This is a genomic window from Pseudomonas sp. LBUM1645 (assembly GCF_059716185.1).
Genome location: NZ_CP166811.1, coordinates 835,927 through 861,141, shown reverse-complemented (window position 1 = coordinate 861,141; position 25,215 = coordinate 835,927). Strand labels below are relative to the sequence as shown.

At 57.6% G+C, this 25,215-nt stretch carries 23 protein-coding genes and 1 other RNA gene; 12 read left to right on the top strand and 12 right to left on the bottom strand.

The window, feature by feature from the left end; all coding sequences use genetic code 11:
- Positions 1-65 precede the first annotated feature (65 nt).
- The 5 genes from carA to grpE form a co-directional block, all read right to left on the bottom strand.
- A complete protein-coding gene (gene carA, locus ACA079_RS03660) occupies positions 66-1,202 on the bottom strand; it encodes a glutamine-hydrolyzing carbamoyl-phosphate synthase small subunit (RefSeq protein WP_046045784.1) in 1,137 nt (378 codons plus the stop codon).
- A 259-nt stretch (positions 1,203-1,461) separates the two neighbouring features.
- On the bottom strand, positions 1,462-2,268 hold the full coding sequence (gene dapB / locus ACA079_RS03655; protein ID WP_497702618.1) for a 4-hydroxy-tetrahydrodipicolinate reductase: 807 nt from the start codon (positions 2,266-2,268) through the stop codon (positions 1,462-1,464).
- A gap of 9 nt (positions 2,269-2,277) precedes the next feature.
- On the bottom strand, positions 2,278-3,402 hold the full coding sequence (dnaJ, locus tag ACA079_RS03650; RefSeq protein ID WP_008149037.1) for a molecular chaperone DnaJ: 1,125 nt from the start codon (positions 3,400-3,402) through the stop codon (positions 2,278-2,280).
- Positions 3,403-3,699: 297 nt separating this feature from the next.
- On the bottom strand, positions 3,700-5,616 hold the full coding sequence (dnaK, locus tag ACA079_RS03645; RefSeq protein WP_008149038.1) for a molecular chaperone DnaK: 1,917 nt from the start codon (positions 5,614-5,616) through the stop codon (positions 3,700-3,702).
- A gap of 102 nt (positions 5,617-5,718) precedes the next feature.
- Positions 5,719-6,285, bottom strand: a complete 567-nt coding sequence (gene grpE, locus ACA079_RS03640; protein ID WP_033058135.1) for a nucleotide exchange factor GrpE — start codon at positions 6,283-6,285, stop codon at positions 5,719-5,721.
- A 241-nt stretch (positions 6,286-6,526) separates the two neighbouring features.
- Between grpE and recN the strand changes: the two genes are divergently transcribed.
- Positions 6,527-8,200 carry a DNA repair protein RecN gene (recN, locus tag ACA079_RS03635; protein ID WP_033058136.1) on the top strand — a complete coding sequence of 558 codons (1,674 nt, stop codon included), beginning with the start codon at positions 6,527-6,529 and terminating at the stop codon, positions 8,198-8,200.
- 75 nt (positions 8,201-8,275) lie between these two features.
- Here recN and fur read toward each other — a convergent pair whose 3' ends face one another.
- On the bottom strand, positions 8,276-8,680 hold the full coding sequence (gene fur / locus ACA079_RS03630; RefSeq protein WP_003197684.1) for a ferric iron uptake transcriptional regulator: 405 nt from the start codon (positions 8,678-8,680) through the stop codon (positions 8,276-8,278).
- Positions 8,681-8,777: 97 nt separating this feature from the next.
- Between fur and ACA079_RS03625 the strand changes: the two genes are divergently transcribed.
- Complete coding sequence (locus ACA079_RS03625) at positions 8,778-9,305, top strand: outer membrane protein assembly factor BamE (protein WP_008149042.1); 528 nt, start codon at positions 8,778-8,780, stop codon at positions 9,303-9,305.
- A 60-nt stretch (positions 9,306-9,365) separates the two neighbouring features.
- On the opposite strand, the gene ACA079_RS03620 is transcribed toward ACA079_RS03625, so the two are convergent.
- The 3 genes from ACA079_RS03620 to ACA079_RS03610 are packed head-to-tail and all read right to left on the bottom strand — an operon-like array spanning position 9,366 to position 11,518.
- Positions 9,366-9,680: an RnfH family protein gene (locus ACA079_RS03620; RefSeq protein WP_497702617.1), complete on the bottom strand. Its 315-nt coding sequence runs from the start codon at positions 9,678-9,680 to the stop codon at positions 9,366-9,368.
- On the bottom strand, positions 9,673-10,107 hold the full coding sequence (locus ACA079_RS03615; protein ID WP_415773195.1) for a type II toxin-antitoxin system RatA family toxin: 435 nt from the start codon (positions 10,105-10,107) through the stop codon (positions 9,673-9,675). Before ACA079_RS03615 ends, ACA079_RS03620 begins: the two co-directional genes overlap by 8 nt.
- 7 nt (positions 10,108-10,114) lie before the next feature.
- Entirely contained in the window at positions 10,115-11,518 is a 1,404-nt protein-coding gene (locus ACA079_RS03610) for a sodium-dependent transporter (protein ID WP_497702616.1), read from the bottom strand.
- 118 nt (positions 11,519-11,636) lie between these two features.
- On the opposite strand from ACA079_RS03610, the gene smpB reads away from it, so the two are divergent.
- Complete coding sequence (gene smpB, locus ACA079_RS03605; protein WP_008149046.1) at positions 11,637-12,119, top strand: SsrA-binding protein SmpB; 483 nt, start codon at positions 11,637-11,639, stop codon at positions 12,117-12,119.
- A 131-nt stretch (positions 12,120-12,250) separates the two neighbouring features.
- On the opposite strand, the gene ACA079_RS03600 is transcribed toward smpB, so the two are convergent.
- Positions 12,251-13,018 carry a GntR family transcriptional regulator gene (locus tag ACA079_RS03600; RefSeq protein WP_008149047.1) on the bottom strand — a complete coding sequence of 256 codons (768 nt, stop codon included), beginning with the start codon at positions 13,016-13,018 and terminating at the stop codon, positions 12,251-12,253.
- A 262-nt stretch (positions 13,019-13,280) separates the two neighbouring features.
- Between ACA079_RS03600 and ACA079_RS03595 the strand changes: the two genes are divergently transcribed.
- From ACA079_RS03595 to ACA079_RS03555, 9 genes are all read left to right on the top strand, one after another.
- A complete protein-coding gene (locus ACA079_RS03595) occupies positions 13,281-14,975 on the top strand; it encodes a lactate permease LctP family transporter (RefSeq protein ID WP_497702615.1) in 1,695 nt (564 codons plus the stop codon).
- A 151-nt stretch (positions 14,976-15,126) separates the two neighbouring features.
- Positions 15,127-15,951 carry a (Fe-S)-binding protein gene (locus ACA079_RS03590; RefSeq protein WP_497702614.1) on the top strand — a complete coding sequence of 275 codons (825 nt, stop codon included), beginning with the start codon at positions 15,127-15,129 and terminating at the stop codon, positions 15,949-15,951.
- Entirely contained in the window at positions 15,948-17,402 is a 1,455-nt protein-coding gene (locus tag ACA079_RS03585) for a LutB/LldF family L-lactate oxidation iron-sulfur protein (RefSeq protein ID WP_497702613.1), read from the top strand. The genes ACA079_RS03590 and ACA079_RS03585 overlap by 4 nt, the downstream gene beginning before the upstream one ends.
- The gene (locus ACA079_RS03580; RefSeq protein ID WP_497702612.1) at positions 17,402-18,073 is read left to right on the top strand and encodes a LutC/YkgG family protein; all 672 of its coding nucleotides are present in this window, start codon (positions 17,402-17,404) and stop codon (positions 18,071-18,073) included. Before ACA079_RS03585 ends, ACA079_RS03580 begins: the two co-directional genes overlap by 1 nt.
- Entirely contained in the window at positions 18,070-20,889 is a 2,820-nt protein-coding gene (locus tag ACA079_RS03575; RefSeq protein WP_497702611.1) for an FAD-binding and (Fe-S)-binding domain-containing protein, read from the top strand. Before ACA079_RS03580 ends, ACA079_RS03575 begins: the two co-directional genes overlap by 4 nt.
- A 119-nt stretch (positions 20,890-21,008) precedes the next feature.
- Positions 21,009-21,281 (top strand): PA2433 domain-containing protein, encoded by a 273-nt coding sequence (locus ACA079_RS03570; protein WP_497702610.1) that lies wholly within the window; start codon positions 21,009-21,011, stop codon positions 21,279-21,281.
- Between the two features lie 329 nt (positions 21,282-21,610).
- Positions 21,611-21,889: a PA2433 domain-containing protein gene (locus ACA079_RS03565; RefSeq protein WP_497702609.1), complete on the top strand. Its 279-nt coding sequence runs from the start codon at positions 21,611-21,613 to the stop codon at positions 21,887-21,889.
- A 95-nt stretch (positions 21,890-21,984) separates the two neighbouring features.
- Positions 21,985-22,378: a transfer-messenger RNA gene (gene ssrA, locus ACA079_RS03560) on the top strand.
- A 263-nt stretch (positions 22,379-22,641) separates the two neighbouring features.
- Entirely contained in the window at positions 22,642-23,562 is a 921-nt protein-coding gene (locus tag ACA079_RS03555) for a hypothetical protein (protein WP_497702608.1), read from the top strand.
- A gap of 58 nt (positions 23,563-23,620) precedes the next feature.
- Here ACA079_RS03555 and ACA079_RS03550 read toward each other — a convergent pair whose 3' ends face one another.
- Entirely contained in the window at positions 23,621-24,523 is a 903-nt protein-coding gene (locus ACA079_RS03550; protein WP_497702607.1) for a nucleotidyl transferase AbiEii/AbiGii toxin family protein, read from the bottom strand.
- On the bottom strand, positions 24,510-25,106 hold the full coding sequence (gene abiEi / locus ACA079_RS03545; RefSeq protein WP_497702606.1) for a type IV toxin-antitoxin system AbiEi family antitoxin: 597 nt from the start codon (positions 25,104-25,106) through the stop codon (positions 24,510-24,512). Before abiEi ends, ACA079_RS03550 begins: the two co-directional genes overlap by 14 nt.
- Between the last annotated feature and the right edge of the window lie 109 nt (positions 25,107-25,215).

Below are 25,215 nucleotides of genomic sequence, written 5' to 3'. Positions count from 1 at the left end.
TGAAGACTTGAGGGGCCACCGTGTGCCGGGACCGCCCTCAAGCTTTGCTACATCAAGGCGAGCGATTAGCGTCGCTTGGCCATTTCGTTGATGAAGCGATCAAACAGTGGTGCTACGTCGTTCGGGCCAGGGCTGGCTTCAGGGTGACCCTGGAAGCTGAAGGCGCTCTTGTCGGTACGCTCGATACCTTGCAGGGTGCCGTCGAACAGCGATTTGTGGATCGCCCGGACGTTGGCTGGCAGGGTCGTTTCGTCTACCGCAAAACCGTGGTTCTGGCTGGTGATCATCACCACACCGGTATCCAGATCCTGGACCGGGTGGTTGGCACCATGGTGGCCGTGACCCATTTTCAGGGTCTTGGCACCGGAGGCCAGGGCCAGCAGTTGGTGACCAAGGCAGATACCGAAGACCGGAATTTCGGTTTCCAGCACATCTTTGATCGCCTGGATCGCGTAGTCGCAAGGCTCCGGATCACCAGGGCCGTTGGACAGGAACACACCGTCCGGCTTCAGAGCCAGAGCTTCAGCCGCTGGCGTCTGTGCCGGCACCACGGTCACGCGGCAACCGCGCTCGACCAGCATGCGCAGGATGTTCAGCTTGACGCCGTAGTCGTAGGCAACCACGTGGTATGGCAGCTCGGAGGCTTCGATGGTCGCGTGGCTGTCGGTTTTCAAATCCCAGACAGTCGAGCGCCACTCGTATTTCTCTTTGGTGCTGACGACTTTCGCCAGGTCCATGCCTTTGAGGCCAGGGAAACCCTGGGCTGCGGCGATGGCGGCTTCTTCGGAAATGTTGTCACCGGCCATGATGCAGCCGTTCTGCGCGCCTTTTTCACGCAGGATGCGCGTCAGGCGGCGAGTGTCGATACCGGCGATTGCCACAACATTGTTGGCTTTCAGGTAGTCGGACAGAGACATCGTGTTACGCCAGTTGCTCGCAACCAGTGGCAGGTCACGGATAACCAGGCCCGCGGACCAGACGCGGTCGGACTCGGCGTCTTCCGGCGTGGTGCCGGTGTTGCCGATGTGCGGGTAAGTCAGGGTAACAATCTGTTGGGCGTAGGAAGGATCGGTAAGGATTTCCTGATAGCCGGTCATTGCGGTGTTGAACACCACCTCACCAACGGTTTGACCGTCGGCTCCAATGGCTTCGCCGCGAAAAATGCTGCCATCAGCAAGGGCGAGTATGGCTGGCTTAGTCAAGAAGACCTCCCGTAAATAAAGCCTGAAAGGGCGATCGCAGGTTGTAAAAAAGCGGAGTGACGTATGGACACGTCACCCCGCTTCTTCACCGAATAATTCTGCGCGCTTTTAGTGGACACACTAAAGCTGTAGCTTACAGAAAAAGGCATTTTTGGTCTACCGCCAATGAGCCTTAAAGGCCGGAGAATGCGACAGGACGTCGCTTGGCGGAGTGAAACCGGGCTCAAACACACTGTTTGAACCCGATTTCGGGCGCATCTTAACGCAGATCGAGTACGTCTTGCATGTCGTAAAGACCCGGCTCACGGCCGTCCAGCCACAACGCAGCACGTACTGCGCCCTTGGCGAAGGTCATGCGACTGGAAGCTTTATGCGTGATCTCCAGTCGCTCACCCTCACAGGCGAAGAGCACCGTATGATCGCCGACCACATCACCACCACGAACAGTGGCAAAGCCGATCGTTTCACGCTCGCGAGCGCCGGTATGGCCTTCACGACCATAGACCGCAACCTTCTGCAGATCACGATCCAGGGCGTTTGCGATGACTTCGCCCATGCGCAGAGCCGTACCTGAAGGCGCATCGATCTTGTGCCGATGATGAGCCTCGATGATCTCGATATCCGCGTCATCACCCAGCACACGAGCAGCCATGTCGAGCAGCTTCAGCGACAGGTTCACACCGACACTGAAATTGGCCGCGAACACGATCGGAATATCCTTGCCGGCCTCGGCGAGCAACTGCTTCTGCGCGGCGTCCAGCCCTGTCGTGCCGATCACCATGGCCTTGCCCGCGTTACGGCAGAACGCCAGGTTCTTCAGCATGACTTCCGGGAGCGTGAAGTCGATCAGCACGTCGAACTCATCAGCCACCGAGTCCAGATTGCCGGACAGCGGCACACCGATACGCCCCAGCGAAGCCAGTTCACCCGCATCCACGCCAATCAGCGTACTGCCAGGGCGCACGATGGCTGCCGTCAGCCCGGTCAGCGGCGCGCGCTGCTGCACCGCTTCGACCAGAATCTTGCCCATGCGCCCGGCAGCGCCCATCACAGCTATACGTCGCATGCCGACTCCTTACAAATCGCCGAAGAAGCGTTTCACGCCTTCGAACCAACCAGTGGTTTTAGGCGAATGACTGTTGTCATCTGCCAGCGAGCTACGGAACTCTTCCAGCAGTTCGCGCTGACGACGCCCCAGATTGACAGGGGTTTCGACCGCCACACGGCACATCAAGTCACCAGCACCGCCGCCGCGCACTGGCGCAACGCCCTTGCCGCGAACACGGAACTGCTTGCCGGTCTGAGTCCCTTCAGGGATTTTCAGTTTGACGCGACCATCAAGGGTCGGAATCTCCAACTCACCACCCAGCGCAGCATCGACAAAGCTGATTGGCACTTCGCAGAACAGGTGCTTGCCGTCGCGCTGGAAGATCGCGTGCTCACGCACGTTGATCACCACGTACAGGTCGCCAGTCGGGCCACCCTGAGCCCCCGCCTCGCCTTCGCCGGACAGACGAATGCGGTCACCGGTATCAACACCGGCCGGCACTTTCACCGAGAGGGTTTTGTACTCTTCGACACGACCTTGACCGTCGCACGAGTCGCACGGATCGGAAATGATCTTGCCCTGGCCATGGCAGCGCGGGCACGTCTGCTGCACCGAGAAAAAGCCCTGTTGCATACGGACTTGACCGATACCGCCGCAAGTCGGGCAAGTGATCGGCGAGGAGCCTTTCTTGGCACCCGAACCGTCGCACGGCTTGCAGTTGACCAATGTCGGAACACGGATATTCACGGTCGTACCGCGCACCGCTTCTTCCAGATTCAGTTCCAGGGTGTAACGCAGGTCGCTGCCGCGCTGAGCGCCGCCACGAGAACCGCCGCGACCGCCGCCGAAGAAGTCACTGAAGACATCACCAAAGATATCGGAGAAGTTCTGACCGCCAAACCCGGCACCGCCGCCACCCATGCTTGGGTCGACACCGGCATGACCGTACTGGTCGTACGCCGCGCGCTTGCTGGAATCGGACAGTACTTCGTAGGCCTCATTGGCCTCCTTGAACATATCTTCCGACGCTTTGTCATCGGGATTACGGTCCGGGTGATGCTTCATCGCCAGGCGACGGTAGGCCTTTTTCAGGTCCGCTTCGCTTGAGCCGCGCTCAACACCCAATACTTCGTAATAGTCACGCTTTGCCATAAGTCTTTGCACTCTTAAGGACGTTCGGCAAACCTCTCCTGAGCCTTGCCAAACTCGTTGAGCCCCAATACAGGCCCGGACCCAACTCACGTCAATTCAACGATCCTGGTCTTTGATTCGATGCGGTACTTTCGGCTCGAAAAGCAGGAGCATTCCCGGCCATACCGCCAACACACGAGCCTTGTCGCATGCTGTAAAAATTCGCTAACTCCAGACACGCCAACGCGGGAGCAAGCCCCCGCGCGGCGACATCCTACCAGTCACTGCCTAAAGGCAGTCAACCGGCCGACCAACAACTTACTTGTGGTCTTTGACTTCTTCGAACTCAGCGTCGACGACGTCGTCAGCCTTCTCAGCCGATTCGCCTTGCGGTGCAGCACCTTCAGCAGGTTGAGCCTGCTCGGCGTACATCTTCTGCGCTACTGGAGCGGAGACTTTCGACAGCTCTTCAACCTTGGCTTCGATCGCGGCCTTGTCGTCGCCTTTGACAGCGGCTTCCAGGGCAACAACAGCAGCTTCGATTGCAGTCTTCTCTTCAGCAGTCACTTTATCGCCAGCGTCTGCGACCATTTTGCGAGTCGAGTGAACCAGCGCATCGCCCTGGTTGCGAGCGGTTGCCAGCTCTTCGAACTGGCGATCTGCGTCGACGTTGGCTTCAGCATCGCGAATCATCTGCTGAATCTCTTCCTCGGACAGACCGGAGTTGGCCTTGATCACGATCGACTGAGTCTTGCCGGTAGCCTTGTCTTTGGCGCCTACGTGCAGAATGCCGTTGGCGTCGATGTCGAAGGTCACTTCAATTTGTGGCACGCCACGTGGTGCTGGTGGAATCTCGGCCAGGTCGAACTTGCCCAAAGACTTGTTCTGAGCGGCTTGCTTACGCTCACCTTGCAGCACGTGAATGGTCACTGCGCCCTGGTTGTCGTCGGCAGTCGAGAACACTTGCGATTTCTTGGTAGGAATCGTGGTGTTTTTCTCGATCAGCGCGGTCATCACGCCACCCATGGTTTCGATACCCAGGGTCAGCGGGCTAACGTCCAGCAGCAGAACGTCTTTCACGTCACCGGCCAATACTGCGCCCTGGATAGCAGCACCCATGGCAACGGCTTCGTCCGGGTTCACGTCTTTACGCGCTTCTTTACCGAAGAACTCGGTCACCAGCTTCTGAACCAGTGGCATACGGGTCTGACCGCCAACCAGGATCACGTCATTGATAGCGCCAATGTCGATACCGGAGTCTTTCAGAGCGATGCGGCAAGGTTCGATGGTGCGTTGAACCAGGTCTTCTACCAGCGCTTCGAGCTTGGCGCGGGAGATTTTCACGTTCAAGTGCTTAGGACCGGTGGCGTCTGCAGTGATGTACGGCAGGTTCACGTCGGTCGAATTGCTCGAAGACAGTTCGATCTTGGCTTTTTCAGCGGCTTCTTTCAGGCGCTGCATGGCCAGCGGGTCACCTTTAAGGTTCATGCCGCTTTCTTTCTTGAATTCGTCAACGAGGTAGTCGATCAGACGAATGTCAAAGTCTTCACCACCCAGGAACGTGTCACCGTTGGTGGCCAATACTTCGAACTGGTGCTCGCCATCGACTTCAGCGATTTCGATCACGGAAACGTCGAAAGTACCGCCGCCCAAGTCGTAAACGATCACGGTGTGATCGCCCTTCGCCTTGTCCATACCGTAAGCCAGAGCGGCTGCGGTTGGTTCGTTGATGATACGTTTTACGTCGAGGCCCGCGATGCGGCCGGCGTCTTTGGTGGCTTGACGCTGGCTGTCGTTGAAGTAGGCCGGAACGGTGATTACCGCTTCGGTCACTGGCTCGCCGAGGTAGTCTTCGGCGGTCTTCTTCATTTTCTTCAGAATTTCAGCCGAGATTTGTGGCGGCGACATTTTCTGGCCGTTCACTTCAACCCACGCGTCGCCGTTATCAGCCTTGGCGATTTTGTAAGGGACCATCTTGATGTCTTTCTGTACGACTTCTTCGTCGAACTTACGACCGATCAGACGCTTCACCGCATACAGGGTGTTGTGCGGATTGGTCACAGCCTGACGCTTGGCCGATTGACCAACGAGGATTTCACCATCGTTGGCGTAAGCGATGATCGACGGCGTAGTACGCGTGCCTTCAGCGTTTTCAATAACTTTGGCTACGCCGTTTTCAAGTACGGAGACGCAGGAGTTGGTAGTCCCCAGGTCGATACCGATAATTTTGCCCATGTTCACTCTCCCGAAACTTTGGATTTGGTTGCCGCAGCAGTGGTGGCTAACTGCGGTAGCACTTAAACGCTTGACTTCTAAATGGGGGCCTTGCGGCTAATTTCAAGCCTGCTCGTCAATCGAAGGCGAAACCGGTGCCGGTGCCTTACTGACCACGACCATGGCCGGACGCAGCAGGCGACCGTTGAGCTGATAGCCCTTCTGGAACACCTTGAGCACGCTGTTCGGCTCGACGTCGGCGCTTTCCTGCATGGCCATTGCCTGATGCTGAACGGCGTTGAACGGTTCGCCATGCGGATCGATCGCTTCCAGCTGATAACGCTTCAGGGTGTCCTGGAACATTTTCAGGGTCAGCTCGATGCCTTCGCGCATTGGACGAATGCTTTCGTCATCCGGGCTGGACAACTCCAGACCACGCTCCAGGCTGTCGATGATCGGCAACAAGTCACCGGCGAATTTCTCCAGTGCGAATTTGTGAGCCTTTTCGACATCCTGCTCAGCGCGACGGCGGACGTTCTGCAGATCAGCTGCTACACGCAAAGCCTGATCATGAGCGCCAGCCAATTGCTCTTCGAGCACTTGAACACGAGCCGCCAGTTCATCACCCGAGTCCTGGGCAGCCTGATCGGCGTCTAGATTTTGCGTATCCACTGTCTGTTCGTCAGCCATAGGTTTCTCCTTTCAATATCGTCCGCGAGCTCAACTCACGCTTCTGCCCAGCTATATGGGGCCGCAAAATTCAGCTTCAAGGGGCGCTCATTTATTAACCCTACAAAAAACAGCTGCATTGTCATTCCCGGGCGCACTAAGGATTTCGTCGGATCAAGCAAATAGAGCTAAGGGAGGGCATTGTCAGCCAGAAACAAAACACTGTATAAATAACCAGACCTAAAGCCTGGGAGCGGCCTTTATGCTGGTGCACCTGTCCGTACATAACTACGCCATCGTTGAACATCTCGATCTCGAACTCGATCGCGGGATGAGCGTGATCACCGGGGAAACCGGCGCCGGCAAGTCGATCATGCTCGACGCCCTCGGGCTGACCCTGGGCGATCGCGCCGACAGCGGCGTGGTCCGTCCCGGCGCCGACAAGGCCGATATCCTGGCAACCTTCGACCTGGTCGATATTCCGGAAGCCAGCGCCTGGCTGGCCGAGCGCGACCTGGAGAGCGACGGCCCGTGCATCCTGCGCCGGGTGATCACCGCCGAAGGACGCTCGCGTGGCTACATCAACGGCACGCCCTGCCCCCTCGGCGACCTCAAAGCCCTGGGTGAACTGCTGATCGATATCCACAGCCAGCATGAACATCAATCCCTGCTCAAGACCGACACGCACCGTCGCCTGCTCGACGAGTACGCCGGTGCAACGGACCTTGCCCGTCAGGTACACCTGGCCGCCCAACGCTGGCGCCAGACCCGCCAGGAGCTGGAACGCCTTTCCAATTCCGGCGATGAGCAGCGTGCTCGCCATCAATTGCTCAGCTATCAACTCGAAGAGCTGGAAAACCTCGGCCTCGGCGAAAACGAGCTGGAGCAACTGGAACAGGAACACAAGAACCTGACCAACGCCGAAACCCTGCTGGGCATTTGCCGGCAAGTGGTCGAACAATGCAGCGAAAGTGATTCCGGGAATGTGCTGAACGCCCTCACCGCCAGCCTCAATCGTCTTTCGAGCGTCAACAATTCGATTGGGGCCCTGGGTGAAGCCAGCAGCCTGCTGACCAGCGCACAGATCCAGGTCGAAGAAGCCGTGGGGGAACTGAACCGCTTCCTTGATAACTTCGATGCCGATCCAGCGCGTCTTCAATACCTGGAGGAACGCCTTGATGCGATCTATACCATGGCGCGCAAACACCGCATCCAGCCGACCGAAGTGGCCGAGATGCAGCAGCGCTTGCTGGATGAAATCGAAACCCTGAATGCCAACGACGAATCCATCGAGCGACTGAGCGATGAACTGGCCTCCTATGCCCGTCATTATCAGGAGAAGGCTCGCGAGCTGAGCGATTTGCGCCATCAGGCCTCGAACAGCCTGGCCAGCGCCGTGGAGCAGGAAATCCAGCGACTGGGCATGCCTGGTGGGCGCTTCACTATCGAGCTGCGCCCCAACAGTAGCGATGAACTGCTACCCAATGGCCTTGAGCAGGTAGAGCTGCTGGTAAGTGCTAACCCGGGCCAACCTTTGAAAGCGCTGGCAAAAGTGGCATCCGGCGGCGAATTGTCACGGATCAGCCTGGCAATTCAAGTGATCACCGCGCAGACCTCCCGCGTACCGACCCTGGTGTTCGACGAAGTGGACGTGGGCATCGGTGGTCCGACCGCCGAAATCGTGGGCCAATTGCTGCGTCGACTCGGGGAGCGCGGGCAGGTATTGACGGTAACTCACCTGCCGCAAGTAGCAGCGCAGGGACATCAACATCTATTCGTACACAAAGTGCGCGGCGAAGATGCCACTCACACAGCCGTCTCCAAGCTGAGCAAGAACGATCGTGTCGAAGAAGTGGCGCGGATGCTGGGTGGCATCGACCTTACAAAGGAATCTCTGGCTCACGCCAGGAAAATGGTCGTCACCGCGAAAATTTAAGAACGGCAGAAAGCACGAAGGCGACCCTGGGGTCGCCTTCGCTCGTTTCGCGAATGTGAAATTCGCGCGACATGCTTACTTTTTCTTGCGTACGTACAGCACCAGATTGTGATCAACCATCTCGAAGCCATACTTGTCGACGATGGCTTTCTGCAGCCGCTCGATTTCTTCGTCGAAGAATTCGATCACTTCGCTGGTTTCGACGTTGACCATATGGTCGTGATGCTTGCCGTCATCCAGCTCGAAGACCGCGTGGCCTCCGTCGAAGTTGTGCCGCACCACAAGGCCAGCTGCCTCGAACTGAGTCAGTACACGGTAAACCGTGGCCAGACCGACGTCCTCACCAGCTTCCATCAACGCCTTGTAAACATCTTCAGCGCTCATGTGGCGTTGCTCGGCGGAATCGAGCATTTGCAGAATTTTGACCCGTGGAAGGGTCACTTTGAGGCCGGCTTTGCGTAGTTCGCTATTTTCAACCATGGTCAGCTTTCTCGCGATGCTGCTTCGCAGCTTCTCTTAATGCGGGTATGATCGGCGTTTACGTTGTCCCAGCCAAGATAGTGGAAGTCGCCCACCGATGCAAAACACCAAGCTCTTGCTAACCAGTTTCACCTTTGTGGGACTGCTCGCACTCGCCGGTTGTTCATTCCCCGGGGTTTACAAAATCGACATCCAGCAGGGCAATGTCGTCACGCAGGACATGATAGACCAGTTACGCCCGGGAATGACCCGTAAGCAAGTACGGTTTATCATGGGCAACCCCCTGCTGACTGACACGTTCCATGCCGATCGCTGGGATTATCTGTACAGCCTGCAACCCGGTGGCGGTGAACGCCAACAGGAACGCATTAGCGTTATCTTCAACCCAAATGACCAGCTTGTCAGCCTCTCTGGTGATTTCATGCCAGGCGTGAGCCGCGACGAAGCCATTCTCGGCAAGGACAGCGGCACTACAGTTGCTGCACCAGCAGAAAACGCCGAGAAGCCAAAACCAGAAAAACCGGTCAAGCCAGGTTCGTTGCTGGACCAGATCCAGAAGGACGTCGACGGTGTAGAAACCGTTCCAGTCCCGACTCCAGAACCTCTGGAAACCTCGCCGCAATAATTTGCGACGCAATAAAAAACCCGGCATGTCCGGGTTTTTTATTGTCTGGCGTTTAGTGATTCACTGATTCCGGGCTTTGGCCTCAGCAGCCTTGGCGGCGCGCAACCGACGAACTTCTTTCGGATCTGCCAGCAATGGCCGGTATATCTCGATGCGATCTCCAGCCTGGACAGGATGCTTGTCCGGATCAGCGATCACTTTACCGAAGATCCCCACCGGGCAACTGGCCAGATCCAGCTCGGAAAACGCCTCGCCGATGCCTGACATCAGCAAAGCCGCCCGCACTGTCGCTCCGGCTGGAACCGTCACCGAGAGAAGCACCTGACGATCAATGGCGGCATACACCACCTCAACGTCGATCACGACCTCAACCATGCATCTGCTTGGCGCGCTGGCAGAAGGCATCCACCAGCGTATTGGCCGCCTGATTGAACAACGGCCCCAGGGTCGCGCGGATAATCGGCCCGGCGTAATCGAACGACAGGTCCAGGCTGATCTTGCAGGCTTTCTCGCCCAACGGCTTGAATACCCAGACGCCATGCAATTGATTGAACGGGCCTTCCTCAAGGTTCATCTCGATCGAATGCCCAGGCACCAGCGTATTGCGCGTTACGAAATGCTGGCTGAGGCCACCCTTGGCCACGCCGACGCTAGCGCGCATATGCTCAGGTGAGCTTTCCAGCACTTCGGCCGTCGAGCACCACGGCAGAAATTCCGGGTAACGCGCCACGTCGTTGACCAGGTCATACAGCGCTTGTGCCGGATAAGGCAGCAGGGCCGAACGTTGAATGTGTGTCGTCATGTCAGCGTCACTTCCACAGCTGGGCGGCAAACACTACGAGAATGCCGATGGGCGCCACATAGCGCATCAAGAACAGGGACAGGGCGAACAACGCAGGGTTGCGGATCGACAACTCGTCGCGTACCGCTTCACGCCCCATCACCCAGCCTGCAAACACCACGAAACACAAACCACCGAGTGGCAACATGATCCGCGAGGTGAAGAAATCGATCACACCAAAGAAGTCCAGGCCACCGGCCGCACCCCATTGATAGAGGTGGAACATCCCGCCTTCGTTCACGAAAAACTTGGCTTCCTTCCAGATATTGAAGGAAAACACCGTGCCCAGACCGACAAACCAGCAGATAAATGCCAGCCAAAAGGTCACCCAGGCGCGGCTGACTTTCGTGCGTTCAACCAGGTAAGCCACCATCGGCTCAAGCAAGGAAATCGCCGAGCTCCAGGCTGCAATCGCTACCAGCACGAAGAACACTACGCCCATCAACTGGCCGAACGCTACGTTACCAAAGGCAAAGGGCAAGCTGACGAACATCAGGCCAGGACCTTCGCTCGGGTTCAGGCCCGCAGCAAACACAATCGGAAACAATGCCAGACCAGCGACCAGGGAAACGAAGGTATCGAGCAGTGCCACGCCGACGATGGTGCCGGAAATCGATGAGTTCTTCGGCATATAGGCGCCGTAGATCATGATCGAACCAACGCCGACGCTCAGGGAGAAAAAGGCATGCCCCATGGCGGGCAGCAAGCCGTCGAGTACTTTTTCCGGATGGAAGTCGAACATGAAATGCACGCCCTCCATGAAATGGCCGGTGGTCATGCTGTAGCCCAGCAGAACAATCACCATCACGAACAGCAGCGGCATCATGATCCGCAGGCTGCGTTCCAGGCCGGCGACCACGCCCTTGGCGATGACCACGGCCGAGAGCAGCATGAAAATCGTGTGCCAAAGTGTCAGGCGCCATGGGTCGGAGATAACGTTGCCAAAGTACGCGCCGACCTGATCAGCCGTCACGCCCTGGAAGTCGCCACGGCCCATGTCGATGATGTAATCCAGCGACCAGCCGCCGACCACACTATAGAAAGACAAGATCAGCAACGCCGTGATCATCCCGGCGAATGCGCCCCAGGACCATTTACCCGAATGCCCGGCTTCCAGCGCCAATACCTTCAGGGCGTTTGCCGGGCTCTGCCGTGCACGGCGGCCGATCAGGGTTTCAGCCAGCATGACCGGCACACCGATCAGCGCGATACAGGCCAGGAACATCAGCACGAAGGCGCCGCCGCCGTAGACGCCGACCATGTACGGGAATTTCCAGATACTACCCAGGCCCACGGCCGAACCGGTCGCGGCGAGTATGAAGACCCAGCGGCTAGCCCAACTGCCGTGGACAGAAACCTTGTCTGTCGACATCGTTATCACGCCCAAGCGTTCAAAAAAGAGGCCGCATTGTCCGGGATTCAATCAACCTGCTCAAGCACGTAGCGATACCGTAGCCGACTCGCGTGCAACTCCCTATAATGCCGCCCCTATGGCTAAACAGAAGAAACACCCAACAGGGACCATCGCGCAAAACAAAAAGGCGCGACACGATTACTTCATCGAGCATAAGTTCGAGGCTGGTCTGGTCCTGGCCGGCTGGGAAGTAAAAAGTTTGCGGGCAAGCAAGCTGCAACTGGTTGACAGTTACGTGCTGCTCAAGGATGGCGAAGCCTGGCTGCTCGGCAGCCACATTACGCCGCTGATGACCGCCAGCACCCACGTCATCGCTGATCCGACCCGCACCCGAAAATTGCTGCTCAACCGGCGCGAGCTGGAAAAGCTGGCCACGGCCGTGCAGCAAAAAGGTTACGCCTGCGTGTGCCTGTCCTGGTACTGGAGCAAGCACATGGTCAAGTGCGAGATCGCTCTGGGCAAGGGCAAGAAGGAATACGACAAGCGTGATACCGAACGCGAACGCGACGCCGGTCGCGAGTTGCAGCGTGCGGTGCGCAACAAGGGCAAGGAAGATTAATTCTCTTTTTGCCTGAGACAGCCATCGCGAGCAAGCTCGCTCCCACATTTGTTTTGTGCCGTTCACAAATCCACTGTGGGAGCGAGCTTGCTCGCGATGGCGATTGCACAAATCACCACAAAACCAACTGACTACATTCCTTTGCGCCGCTCTGCCCGAGCCATGCGCTGTACTTCCTGACGCACTTCTTCCAGCACTTCTTGCACATACAAGATATGTCGGCTGGAGACTTCCCGCGCCTGCTCGGCCCTTCCTTCGATAATCGCCAGGTACAACTCACGATGCTGGGTAATCAGCATGTCGCGGGTCTCGGTGCGCTGCTTGTACATACCGCCGATGTTGGTCACCACGTTACGCTTGAGCAGATCGAACAACCCGCGAATGGTGTGCAGCAACACCGCGTTGTGACTGGCTTCAGCAATTGCCAAGTGGAATTTCGCATCCGCCGCCCCCTCTTCCGCCCGACTTACCTCGTCGTGACGCGTATAGCAGTCCTGCAATTCATTGAAGGCCGCGGTCAATCGCTCGCGATCAACGTCCGTAGCACGCATGGCTGCGTAATAGGCGCAGGAGGCTTCCAGGGTGTGACGAAACTCCAGCAGATCGCGCTGCGCTTCAGGGTTACTTTCCAGCAGATGCAGCAGCGGATCGCTGAAGGTTGACCCCAGCGACTCCACCACATAATTGCCACCACCCTGGCGACTGACCAGCAAGCCCTTGGCCGCCAGTTTCTGAATCGCTTCGCGCAACGAAGGGCGTGACACGCCGAACTGCTCGGCCAACGCACGTTCGGCCGGCAAGCGCTCACCCGCCTTCAGCGTGCCCTCGAGAATCATCCCCTCGAGCTGCTCGACAATATCGTCAGACAAACGGCGCTGACGAATCTGATCAAACCCCATAACTCATTTCTCCACGATCCCGACGGCTCGCCGGGGTCTCTATTCTGGCCTATCAGGGCTGTGTCAGCACCTGCCAGACGGCATTTGGTCGACCGGGCCAGATGACTTCTGCAGCGCGTATTCGACAAAAGTTTTAGGGCGGCAAATTGACACGCCGCCTACAAGGCTTTTACCCTAGCCAACAGCGATTGTAAATTGGTATTACCAATTATCCAAGAACGCTGACCAGTGCCTGACCAACAACAATTAGGGGCCACCCCATATGCAAACCTGGCAACAGCTCTATTCTCCGCTCGGCAGTCTCGGCGTGTCCGCGCTCGCGGCCGTTATCCCCATCGTGTTTTTCTTCCTGGCATTGGCCGTGTTCCGACTCAAAGGACACGTGGCCGGCAGCATCACGCTGGCCTTGTCCATTGCCGTGGCGATCTTCGCCTTCCAGATGCCGGTCGACATGGCCTTCGCCGCAGCCGGTTATGGCTTCGCCTACGGTCTGTGGCCGATTGCCTGGATCATCGTGGCGGCGGTATTCCTCTACAAACTGACGGTCAAGAGTGGTCAGTTCGAAGTGATCCGCAGCTCGGTACTGTCGATTACCGACGACCAGCGCCTGCAAGTGCTGCTGATTGGCTTCTGCTTCGGCGCCTTCCTGGAAGGTGCCGCCGGTTTCGGTGCGCCGGTAGCGATTACCGCCGCACTGTTGGTAGGACTGGGCTTCAACCCGCTGTACGCCGCGGGCCTGTGCCTGATCGCCAACACCGCGCCGGTTGCCTTCGGTGCCTTGGGGATTCCGATCATCGTCGCCGGGCAAGTGACCGGTATCGACGCGTTCAAGATCGGCGCCATGACCGGCCGCCAACTGCCGCTGCTGTCGCTGTTCGTGCCGTTCTGGCTGGTGTTCATGATGGATGGCCTGCGCGGCGTGCGGGAAACCTGGCCGGCAGCACTGGTGGCCGGCTTGAGCTTTGCCATCACCCAATACTTCACGTCGAACTTCATCGGCCCGGAACTGCCGGACATCACCTCCGCCCTGGCCAGCCTGATTTCCCTGACGCTGTTCCTGAAAGTCTGGCAGCCAAAGCGCGCCGCAGGCCAACACATCGTCGGTGCCGTCTCGGCTTCCGTGGTGAGCGCCAGCGCCGGCGGTTTCGGCCTGCCGCGCAGCACCGTGGCTTCGCCCTACAGCTTCGGTGAAATTCTCAAAGCCTGGTCACCGTTCCTGATCCTCACCGTGCTGGTGACCATCTGGACCTTGAAACCCTTCAAGGCGATGTTTGCCGCTGGCGGGTCGATGTACAGCTGGGTGTTCAACTTCGCCATCCCGCACCTCGATCAATTGGTGATCAAGGTCGCACCGATCGTGGCCGCCCCGACCGCTATTCCGGCGGTGTTCAAACTCGACCCGATTTCCGCGACTGGCACGGCGATTTTCTTCTCCGCGCTGATCTCGATGCTGGTCCTGAATATCAATATCAAAACTGGTCTGACCACTTTGAAAGAGACCTTCTACGAGCTGCGCTGGCCGATTCTGTCCATCGGCATGGTGCTCGCCTTTGCCTTCGTCACCAACTACTCGGGCATGTCTTCCACCATGGCTCTGGTACTGGCCGGCACCGGTGCAGCCTTCCCGTTCTTCTCGCCATTCCTGGGATGGCTGGGCGTGTTCCTGACCGGTTCCGACACCTCGTCCAACGCACTGTTCAGCTCGCTGCAAGCGACCACCGCGCACCAGATCGGCGTCAGCGATGTGTTGCTGGTAGCGGCGAACACCAGCGGCGGCGTGACCGGCAAGATGATCTCGCCACAATCGATCGCCGTCGCCTGCGCCGCGACCGGTCTGGTGGGCAAGGAATCGGATCTGTTCCGCTTCACCCTCAAGCACAGCCTGTTCTTCGCAACGATCGTCGGCCTGATTACCTACATCCAGGCCTATTGGCTCACCGGCATGCTGGTGCACTAAGTACTACACGATAAAAAGCAAAAACCGACGCCGGACCGCGATTCCGGCGTCAGCTATTCACAACCCGGTCTGTAAGGCTGCTGAAAGCTTGCCTCTCTATATTCAGCTGCCTCAACAGACGGATAACCGGGCCCCCCCGGAGACACGCCTGATGAGCGAGCTTTTTTACAACGCTGTTCCGAATGCGACCCGCGTCGCCCCGCCACTGCCCGAGCCTCGGCAATACCCCAGCGAGAAACCGTCACGGGTCTACCTGTTCGGAACTTGCGTGGTGGATTTGTTCTACCCTGAAGCCGGGATGGACGCGATTCACTTGCTGGAACGCGAAGGCATTCGTGTCGAGTATCCGCAGGGGCAAAGCTGCTGCGGGCAACCGGCCTACACCTCGGGTTACACCGAGCAGGCGAGGACCGTGGCACGCTCGCAACTGGCGCTGTTTGCCGGGGACTATCCGGTGGTGGTGCCATCGGGATCGTGTGCCGGGATGTTGCGCGAACACTACGCCGACTTGTTCAAGGACGAGCCGGACACGCTGAAACAGGTTCAGGCGCTGGCTGCCCGGACTTATGAACTGGCCGAGTTTCTGTTATTTGTCTGCAAGGTGCAGCTCAAGGACAGTGGCGAGCCAGTCAAAGTGGCATTGCACACGTCGTGCTCGGCACGCCGTGAGATGAACACCCACTTGCATGGCCGCGAGTTGTTGGCGCAGCTGCGTAACGTGGAGCGAGTCGACCACAGCCATGAAAGTGAATGCTGTGGCTTCGGTGGGACTTTCAGCGTCCGTATGCCAGACATTTCCGGCGCGATGGTGGCTGACAAGACCCGGTCGTTGAAGGAATCCGGCGCGCACCAGGTACTGAGTGCCGACTGCGGTTGCCTGATGAACATCAACGGCTCACTGGAGAAACAGAAGGAAGCATTGCGCGGCCAACACCTGGCCAGCTTCCTTTGGCAGCGAACCGGAGGTGTTCTATGAACGCTTCCGCGATTATTCCTACGGTTGCCGTGGAAGAAGATTTTCGCACCCGGGCTCACAAGGCGTTGGGTGACAAGCAACTGCGAAATAACTTTCGCACGGCGATGGATTCGCTGATGACAAAACGGGCAGCGTCCTTCAGCGATGCCCACGAAAGAGAACATTTACGAGTGCTGGGCAATGCTGTCCGCGCCCGTGCGTTATCCAAGTTGCCCGACCTGCTCGAGCAGCTTGAACAGAACCTGACCCGCAACGGTGTGACAGTGCACTGGGCGGAAACGGTGGACGAGGCCAATGGCATCGTCCTCTCGATCATCCGCGCTCACGAGGGGCGGCAAGTGATCAAGGGCAAATCGATGGTCAGCGAAGAGATGGAGATGAATCACTTCCTCGCTGAACAGGGCATTGAATGCTTGGAATCGGACATGGGCGAGTACATCGTCCAGCTCGACCACGAGAAGCCTTCACACATTATTATGCCGGCGATCCACAAGAATGCCGGTCAGGTCGCGTCCTTGTTCCACGACAAACTTGGCGTGGAATACACCAAGGACGTTGACCAACTCATTCAGATCGGTCGCAAGGTCTTGCGACAGAAATTCTTCGAAGCGGACATCGGCGTCTCTGGCGTCAACTTCGCCGTGGCCGAAACCGGCACCTTGCTGCTGGTGGAAAACGAAGGCAACGGGCGCATGACCACCACGGTGCCACCGGTGCACATCGCCGTCACCGGCATCGAAAAAGTCGTGGAAAACCTGCGCGATGTGGTGCCGCTGCTATCACTGCTGACCCGTTCAGCCCTCGGCCAGCCAATCACCACCTACGTCAACATGATCTCCGGCCCGCGCAAGGAACATGAACTCGACGGCCCTCAGGAAGTGCACCTGGTATTGCTCGACAACGGTCGCAGTCAAGCCTTCGCCGACAGCGAATTACGCCAGACCCTGAACTGCATCCGCTGCGGCGCCTGTATGAATCATTGCCCGGTCTACACCCGAATCGGCGGCCACGCCTATGGGGAGGTTTACCCTGGGCCTATCGGAAAAATCATCACCCCGCACATGGTCGGCCTGGCGAAAGTCCCGGACCACCCGAGCGCCTCGTCGCTGTGTGGCGCCTGCGGCGAAGTCTGTCCGGTAAAAATTCCGATTCCGGCACTGCTGCGTCGCCTACGGGAAGAGAACGTCAAAGCCCCGGACAGCCTCCATCAAGTGATGCGCGGCCAGGGCAGCAAGTACTCGCGCAAAGAACGGTTTATCTGGAATGCCTGGGCGAAGCTCAACAGCTCACCCACGCTTTATCGCCTGTTCGGTTTCTTCGCCACTCGCTTGCGCACGCTGGCACCGAGCAATGTCGGCCCCTGGACGCAAAACCACAGCGCACCGAAACCCGCTGCCCGCTCACTGCATGACATGGCCCGCGAACATCTGGCCAAACAGGGAGATCGCTGATGAGCGCCAAGCAAAATATCCTCGCCAAGTTACGGAAAAGTCTGACCGACACCACGCCCGTGCCTGACGAGTTCGACGTCGAACTGGTGACAGCGCCCTACACGTACACCGCCGGACAACGCATCCCGCAGCTGCGCAAACTGATGGAAGCGGTGCACACCGAAATCCATCTGACGTCCGGCGAAGGTTGGCCTTCGTTGCTTGCTCAGTTGTTGCGGGACCGTCAGCTGCCGAGTTTGTTGATCGCACCGACTACACCTCACGGGCAACGTGTCACTCAGCACTGGGCGAAAAATCCTGATCTGCCAACGCTCAAATCCTACGACCGTCCGGTTGAAGAGTGGAAAACCGAATTGTTCAACGACACGCCGGCCAGCCTGACCGGCACCCTCGGTGCAATCGCCGCCACAGGTAGCCTGATTCTCTGGCCGACGCGGGAAGAACCGCGCCTGATGAGCCTGGTGCCACCGGTGCATTTCGCCTTGCTCAAGGCCAGTGAAATCCGCGACAACTTCTATCAAGTGCAGCAGGAGTTCGAGTGGGCCCAAGGCATGCCGACCAACGCCCTGCTGGTGTCTGGCCCGTCGAAAACCGCCGATATCGAGCAGGTCCTGGCCTACGGCGCTCACGGTCCGAAAGACCTTGTGGTCATGATTCTGGAGGACCAATGAACCTACCAGCGGCTTTCCTGCGAGATGCGCAGCAACTGATTCCCCAGGAGCGACGTTTCGACGACCCGCTGTCGACCTTGGCCTTCGGCACCGACGCCAGTTTCTACCGGTTGATTCCGAAACTGGTGATTCGTGTCGAGTCCGAAGATGAAGTCGTCGCGCTGCTCAAACTGGCGCAACGGGATCAGGTCGCGGTGACCTTCCGCGCCGCCGGCACCAGCCTGTCTGGCCAGGCCATCAGTGACTCGGTGTTGATCGTCCTGGGGGATAACTGGAACGGTCGCGAGATCCGTGGCCAAGGCACGCAAATCCGTCTGCAACCGGGTGTGATCGGCGCACAGGCCAACGCGTGGCTGGCACCGTTCGGGCGCAAGATCGGCCCGGACCCGGCGTCGATCAATGCCTGCAAAATCGGCGGCATCGTCGCCAACAATGCCAGCGGCATGTGCTGCGGCACGGCGCAAAACACCTATCACACGTTGGCTGGCATTCGTCTGGTGCTGGCCGACGGCAGCCGTCTCGATACCGAAGATGCGGCGAGTGTTGCTGCGTTTCGTGAGAGCCACGCTTCGCTGCTTGAACGCCTGGCAACGTTGGGCCGCGAAACCCGCGCCAATGCCGAATTGGCGGCGAGAATTCGCCACAAATACCGTCTGAAAAATACCACCGGGCTGTCACTCAATGCGCTGGTGGATTTCGACGAGCCTGTGGATATCTTGAGCCACTTGCTGGTGGGCTCCGAAGGCACCCTCGGCTTCATCAGCGCGGTCACTTATGACACGGTGATCGACCATCCGAACAAGGCCTCGGCGCTGATCGTGTTCCCGGATGTGGAAACCTGCTGCAACGCCGTGACTGTGCTGAAAAGCCAACCGGTGTCGGCCGTCGAACTGCTGGACCGCCGCAGTCTGCGTTCAGTGCAGGACAAACCCGGCATGCCCGCTTTCGTACAACAGTTGTCGAACAATGCCTGCGCGCTGCTGATCGAATCCCGCGCCGCATCGTCCACATTGCTGCAGGAACAACTGGCGCACATCATGGCGTCGTTGACCTCGTTCTCGGTGGAAAAACAGGTCGACTTCACCGAAGACCCGGTGGAAAACGCCCGGCTGTGGGCGATCCGCAAAGACACCTTCCCTGCCGTCGGCGCCGTGCGCAAAACCGGCACCACGGTGATCATCGAAGACGTGACCTTCCCGGTTGAACAACTGGCCATCGGCGTAAACCGTTTGATCGAGCTGTTCGACAAACATCACTACGACGAAGCGATCCTTTTCGGACACGCGCTGGAAGGCAATCTGCACTTCGTCTTCACCCAAGGCTTCAACAACCCGGAAGAAGTCGCACGCTATCAGGCGTTCATGGACGACGTGGCGCAGTTGGTGGCGGTGGAGTTCGGCGGTTCGCTGAAGGCTGAACATGGCACCGGTCGCAACATGGCGCCCTTTGTCGAACTGGAGTGGGGCAGCGATGCCTACCAGTTGATGTGGCAGCTTAAACGTCTGCTCGACCCCAATGGCATTCTCAACCCGGACGTGGTGCTCAGCGAGGATCCGCAGATCCACCTCAAACACCTGAAGCCATTGCCAGCCGCCGATGAGATTGTGGATAAGTGCATCGAGTGCGGCTTCTGCGAACCGGTCTGCCCGTCAAAAGGCCTTACCCTGAGCCCGCGCCAGCGCATCGTGATCTGGCGTGACATTCAGGCGAAGAAACGCGCTGGCGTGGATACCACCGAACTCGAAGCCGCTTACGAATACCAAGGCATCGACACCTGCGCCGCCACGGGACTCTGTGCGCAGCGTTGCCCTGTAGGAATCAACACCGGCGAGCTGGTGAAAAAGCTCCGCAGCCGGAAGGCAACTCATACAAAAACCGCCAATTGGCTGGAAGGCAATTTCGCCACCGCGCTGCAAGGTGCACGTTTCACCCTGCACGTGGCCAACGGTGCGCGAATGCTGTTGGGGGCGCCACGATTGGCGAAGCTTTCGGCAACATTGACGCGCCTATCCAAAGGTCAGGTCCCGCAGTGGACCAACGCCATGCCGCAACCGGAAAAAGCCATTCGCTTCAGCCCGACCGAGTCGGACGAACGCCCTCGAGTGGTGTACCTCGCGGCCTGCGTGTCGCGGGCAATGGGCCCGGCGGCGGGTGATAAAGAGCAGATGTCGCTGTACGACAAAACCCGTGGGCTGCTGGAAAAGGCCGGTTACCAAGTGGTCTTCCCGGACAACCTGGACAACCTCTGCTGTGGGCAACCGTTCGCCTCCAAGGGCTACGCCGAACAGGCCGAACACAAACGCCAGGAACTGATCGGCGCCTTGTTGCACGCCAGCCGCGGCGGGCTCGACCCGATCTACTGCGACACCAGCCCCTGCACCTTGCGACTGGCCCAGGACCTGGGTGATGTTCGCTTGGACCTTTACGACCCGGTGCGTTTCATTCGTACACATCTGATGGATCGTCTGGATTTCACGCCGCAGGACGCGCCAATCGCAGTGCACGTCACCTGTAGCACCCAGCACCTTGGGGAAAGTCAGGCGTTGATCGATCTGGCGCGCAAGTGCAGCAAAACGGTGGTCATCCCCGAAGGCATTCATTGCTGTGGGTTTGCTGGCGACAAGGGTTTCACCACGCCGGAACTGAACGCGCACTCGTTAAGAACGCTCAAGGACGCGGTTCAGCAATGCAGCGAGGGGATTTCGACCAGCCGCACTTGTGAGATCGGTCTGACGCAACACGGCGGAATTGATTACCACGGGCTAGTCTATTTGGTGGACAGGGTAACGCAGGCAAGGGTTACGCAAGAAAGATAGAACCCTGACGCGCTGCCATAGTCCACAGAATAAGCCCGGACGTTACCGGGCTTTACCCAAACTCGGCAGCCCGTCCTGACGGCCAGCGCAGCCTGGTCCCTCAGCTCAAGGAGATACACATGAAACGTTCTGTACTGTTAGGTCTGTTCGTTACTGTCTCACTGATGGCGTCCACCTCGTTTGCCGCCGAAGACCTCTGTTCGGTCAACTTGAAAACCATCGAAAATGCCAGGGCACAGACTCCTCCGGATATGACTGAACAGGTAATGGATAGCGTCAAGAAAGCCCAAGCCGATCAGGCAAAAGGCACCAAGGAAGGGACTGATGACTGCATCGCCGAGACCGAACAAACCATCCAGCAAATCAAGAACGCGAACAAAGGCGGGAAGTAATCCAGCACAAGGCCAACTTTCGGGTTGGCCTTGTGGCACCCCCGGCACCACCAAATATGAAGCAAAACAAAACCCGCCAATTGCGGGTTTTGTTGCATCTGGGGTTGGTCATGTGGAAGTGGCCACCAGCGAAAAGAAGCGATTGCGCCCGCTTTTAATGCCATTGCGTCTATCAAACAATTTTTTCATAGCCATTCTGCTAAAAACGAATTCCTGCGCCGCGCCGTAGTCTTTTAAGTAGGCCCCATCAATCGTGGCTTATTTTCCGACCTCGGCCGAGCCGCCCACTCATACGGCAGCACCGAGACCATCAGTTCAAGGAGATATCCATGAAACGTACCGCACTCGCTGGTCTGTTGATTTCTGCTGCAATGTTGGCCTCTCCCGTATTTGCTGCGGACAATGACCTTTGTACGAGCAAGCTGCAAGAGCTCGAAAGCAAAGTGAATTCACTGCCGGCGAGCGCCAACAACACCACAATGGAGATCAAAAGACTGATGTCCAGCGCCAAAGCGTCCAAAGCTTCCGGGGACGACAAAAAATGTGTCACCGAGGCCACCCAGGCAATGTCACTCGCTGACCAACAGCGCAACCAACCCACCCCATAATCGGTGGTGGCCAACCTTCGGGTTGGCCTTCTCACGCGTGTTGACGTACACTGCGCAGGCTTGTTGCTCACTTTGATTCACAGAGCAACAGGCTCGGGGCCGTTTAGGATTCGACGCCGGTTGCGAAACTTTAGGTGCATGCCGAGTTGGTAACAGAACTCGTAAATCCACTGTTGCAACTTTCTATAGTTGCCAATGACGAAACCTACGGGGAATACGCTCTCGCTGCGTAAGCAGCCTTAGCCCTTCCCTCCTGGTACCTTCGGGTCCAGCAATCATCAGGGGATGTCTGTAAACCCAAAGTGATTGTCATATAGAACAGAATCGCCGTGCAGTACGTTGTGGACGAAGCGGCTAAAACTTACACAACTCGCCCAAAGCACCCTGCCCGTCGGGTCGCTGAGGGTTAACTTAATAGACACGGCTACGCATGTAGTACCGACAGCGGAGTACTGGCGGACGGGGGTTCAAATCCCCCCGGCTCCACCAAATACGAAGCAAAACAAAACCCGCCAAGTGCGGGTTTTGTTGCATCTGGGGTTTGGTCATTTCTGTAGGCAGCATCACCATCCCCGGCAAAAGCAGGCCTGACAGGAGAGTTGGGTGTCAGGCTTTGGAAACATCATTTCAAACACACGCTCAAATCGAGTGAGCTGTAATCAACGTATAAGTCGGCGATTAATCGCAACGGGACCTATGCTGCGGGTTTACCTGCGACCGCTTGAGCAACCAACGCACTCAGGAAGATCAACATGAACGTATGGATCGCAGCCGTCCTGGCCGCCATGGTTTCTGTGCCTGTACACGCCGCCACCGAGCCCCCCCCTCATGTCGAGCAGGTCACCTTCAAAAGGAGCTCCGACACCGTCAGGTTCGCCCGAGCCATCAAAGGCCCGCTCACTGCGCAGTACCGTCTAAACGCCAAGGCCGGCCAAATGATGACCGTGGACTTCAAGTCTTCCAACGCCTCTGCCTACTTCAACATCACCGCGAAAGGTGCGGACTATGCGTTGTTTAACGGATCGATCATGGGCAATCACTTTCTGGGACCATTGCCCGCCGATGGCGAATATACGGTTCAGGTATACCTGATGCGCAACGCCGCTCGGCGCAATGAAGTGGCCAACTACAGCCTTTCATTAAGCCTCTCGGGTGATACGACGGATCGCAACCAGCCGTTCGACCAGACACTTGAATTGCAGGGCATTGGCTTTCACGTGACCAGCGTGTCGGTCGATGGAAATCGTGCTCTACGCATTGCCCCCCAAGGTCTGGAAATCGATAACTCAGAGATCGTACGCCCCCTCACCGGCACCATCGTCCGAGCGGAGGTCGCCGACCTTGATCGCAATGGCTCTCCAGAGATTTACGTCTTCATCAGGTCACCGGGGCGCGGGATGCCGGGAGAGCTCATTGCTTACGCTGCCAACCGCAAGAAATCGCTGAGCGAGATTTATCTACCCCCTGTCAGCGAGAACCCGAAAACAGCGGTGGGCTACCAGGGCGAGGATGAGTTTGCCGTGGTGGAAAATGCGTTGGTGCAACGGTTCCCGGTTTATGACAGCACGGATGCCGATGCGGGCAGGACGGGAAAAATTCGGCAGGTTCAGTACACGTTGATGCCTGGTGAAGCCGGGTGGGTTTTGAGGGCTTTTGGGGTGACAGAGTATTGAAGGATGCTCGTTGGCGAAGTCGCCCATTTTTTTCCTGCCGCCACCTATTCCTGCGGCATTACATTTTGAAGCCCGAGCCCTGAACGCTTTCATGGCCGCTCAGCGCTTTCTCTGTCGTCACATACAACTCACGTATATGACCCACCAAAAATGTCCAGAACGCAGGCTCATTCACGGTTTGCGCTACCAACTCACCCGGCAGAAACCGACTCATTTCCTTGCGAAATTCAATGACAACTTTCGGATCGGCCTCAAGCTGTGCGGAGCGCTCTTTGAACTGCCTCAAGAAATCATCCTGCTCGCAGTGATGATCGCCTAGTTTCTTCGATATCAAATCCAGTTGTGGCGTTATGCCCAGCTGACGCAGCCAAACCATATCCCAGAGATCACGGTTCTTGATTCGGTTGGGACGCAGAGCAAAAGCCACGATCTTGTCGGCATAAATTTCTTCGCGTGTTTCAGCCTGCAAAATCAAGCCACTCGTGCCCATGTCGACACCATAAGGATTAAGCAACTGCATAGGCTGCGGCTGATAACTTGGAATGGAACACACATCGATATTAATGCGCTGTGCCGGTAGATCCTTGCGGCCTGCCCGGGTCTGGACCTTTAACTTCCAGGTAGCGACATTACCCTCCTCACGAACAGGCTCACCGACTTCGACCTCAAGACCATATTTGGTTTTTAGTGTGGTGACTAATACTTGGGCTAGCTCGGTCAGGCTCTCGCGATTGAAATCTGCTCCCCCGGTAAAATCCAGGTCCTCGCTCAAACGGTTGGACCCGTAGCAGGTGCGCAAACAGGTGCCGCCGATGAAGGTAAGTTTTGCGAGCATACCGGCCGAACTCAGCGCCAGCATGATGTCGTGATGCAGTAATTCCTTTTCCACGACGACCCGCAACGGCGCGAGATCCTGTTTGTTTTTTAATGCTTCATTTACCAGCTCATCAAACAAACTCATTGGCAACGCTCCAATCGATCAAGTCCATATTTCGTTTCGCTGCCTTCATGTCTCGCAATGCTTGTTGCGGTGCCGCACGCCATAGCCGGCAACGAGCGTCATAGTGAACCTGGCCAACGAGGTCCTGAGGCTTCTGGCGTGTGTGTACGAACTCGATGGTGCCCCAGCGGCCGCATGAAATAGTGCTGCTGCGCCCGGATGACATCAGCGTGATCCAGTTGATGGGGATTTGAGAGATGACCCCGCAATCACTCAACGCCGTTTCAAGGCTGATGTAATTGAACTGCATGGCACGCAGCCGGGCGGCCGCGTGAAACAGCACCAGCCCACTAGACGGTTTGGCCGCGTCAAACAAGTAGAGCCCTCGGCACACTCGTGTCAGATAACCGTCAGAAGCTGCACGACTCAACAATGTTTTATAGGCTCCTTCGGAAATATCTGGTACCAAAGCCCTGAGATCGTCCGGGGTGAACAGATAGCGCTCATCACTGGCCAGGTGGCTCAGTTTCCGGAGGAGACGCCCCATCGGCTGGGTGGATTTCGAGTGTGGCTGCATGAGCAATGACTCAACAGAAAGTTTCACTTAATGTAACTTACTGTAGAGCTTATCAAAAGCCAATGGTCTTTTCCCCGCGTACCGCCAAGCTCCCACTTTCAATGACCCTATCGCCATACATTCCTCGGATAACGAC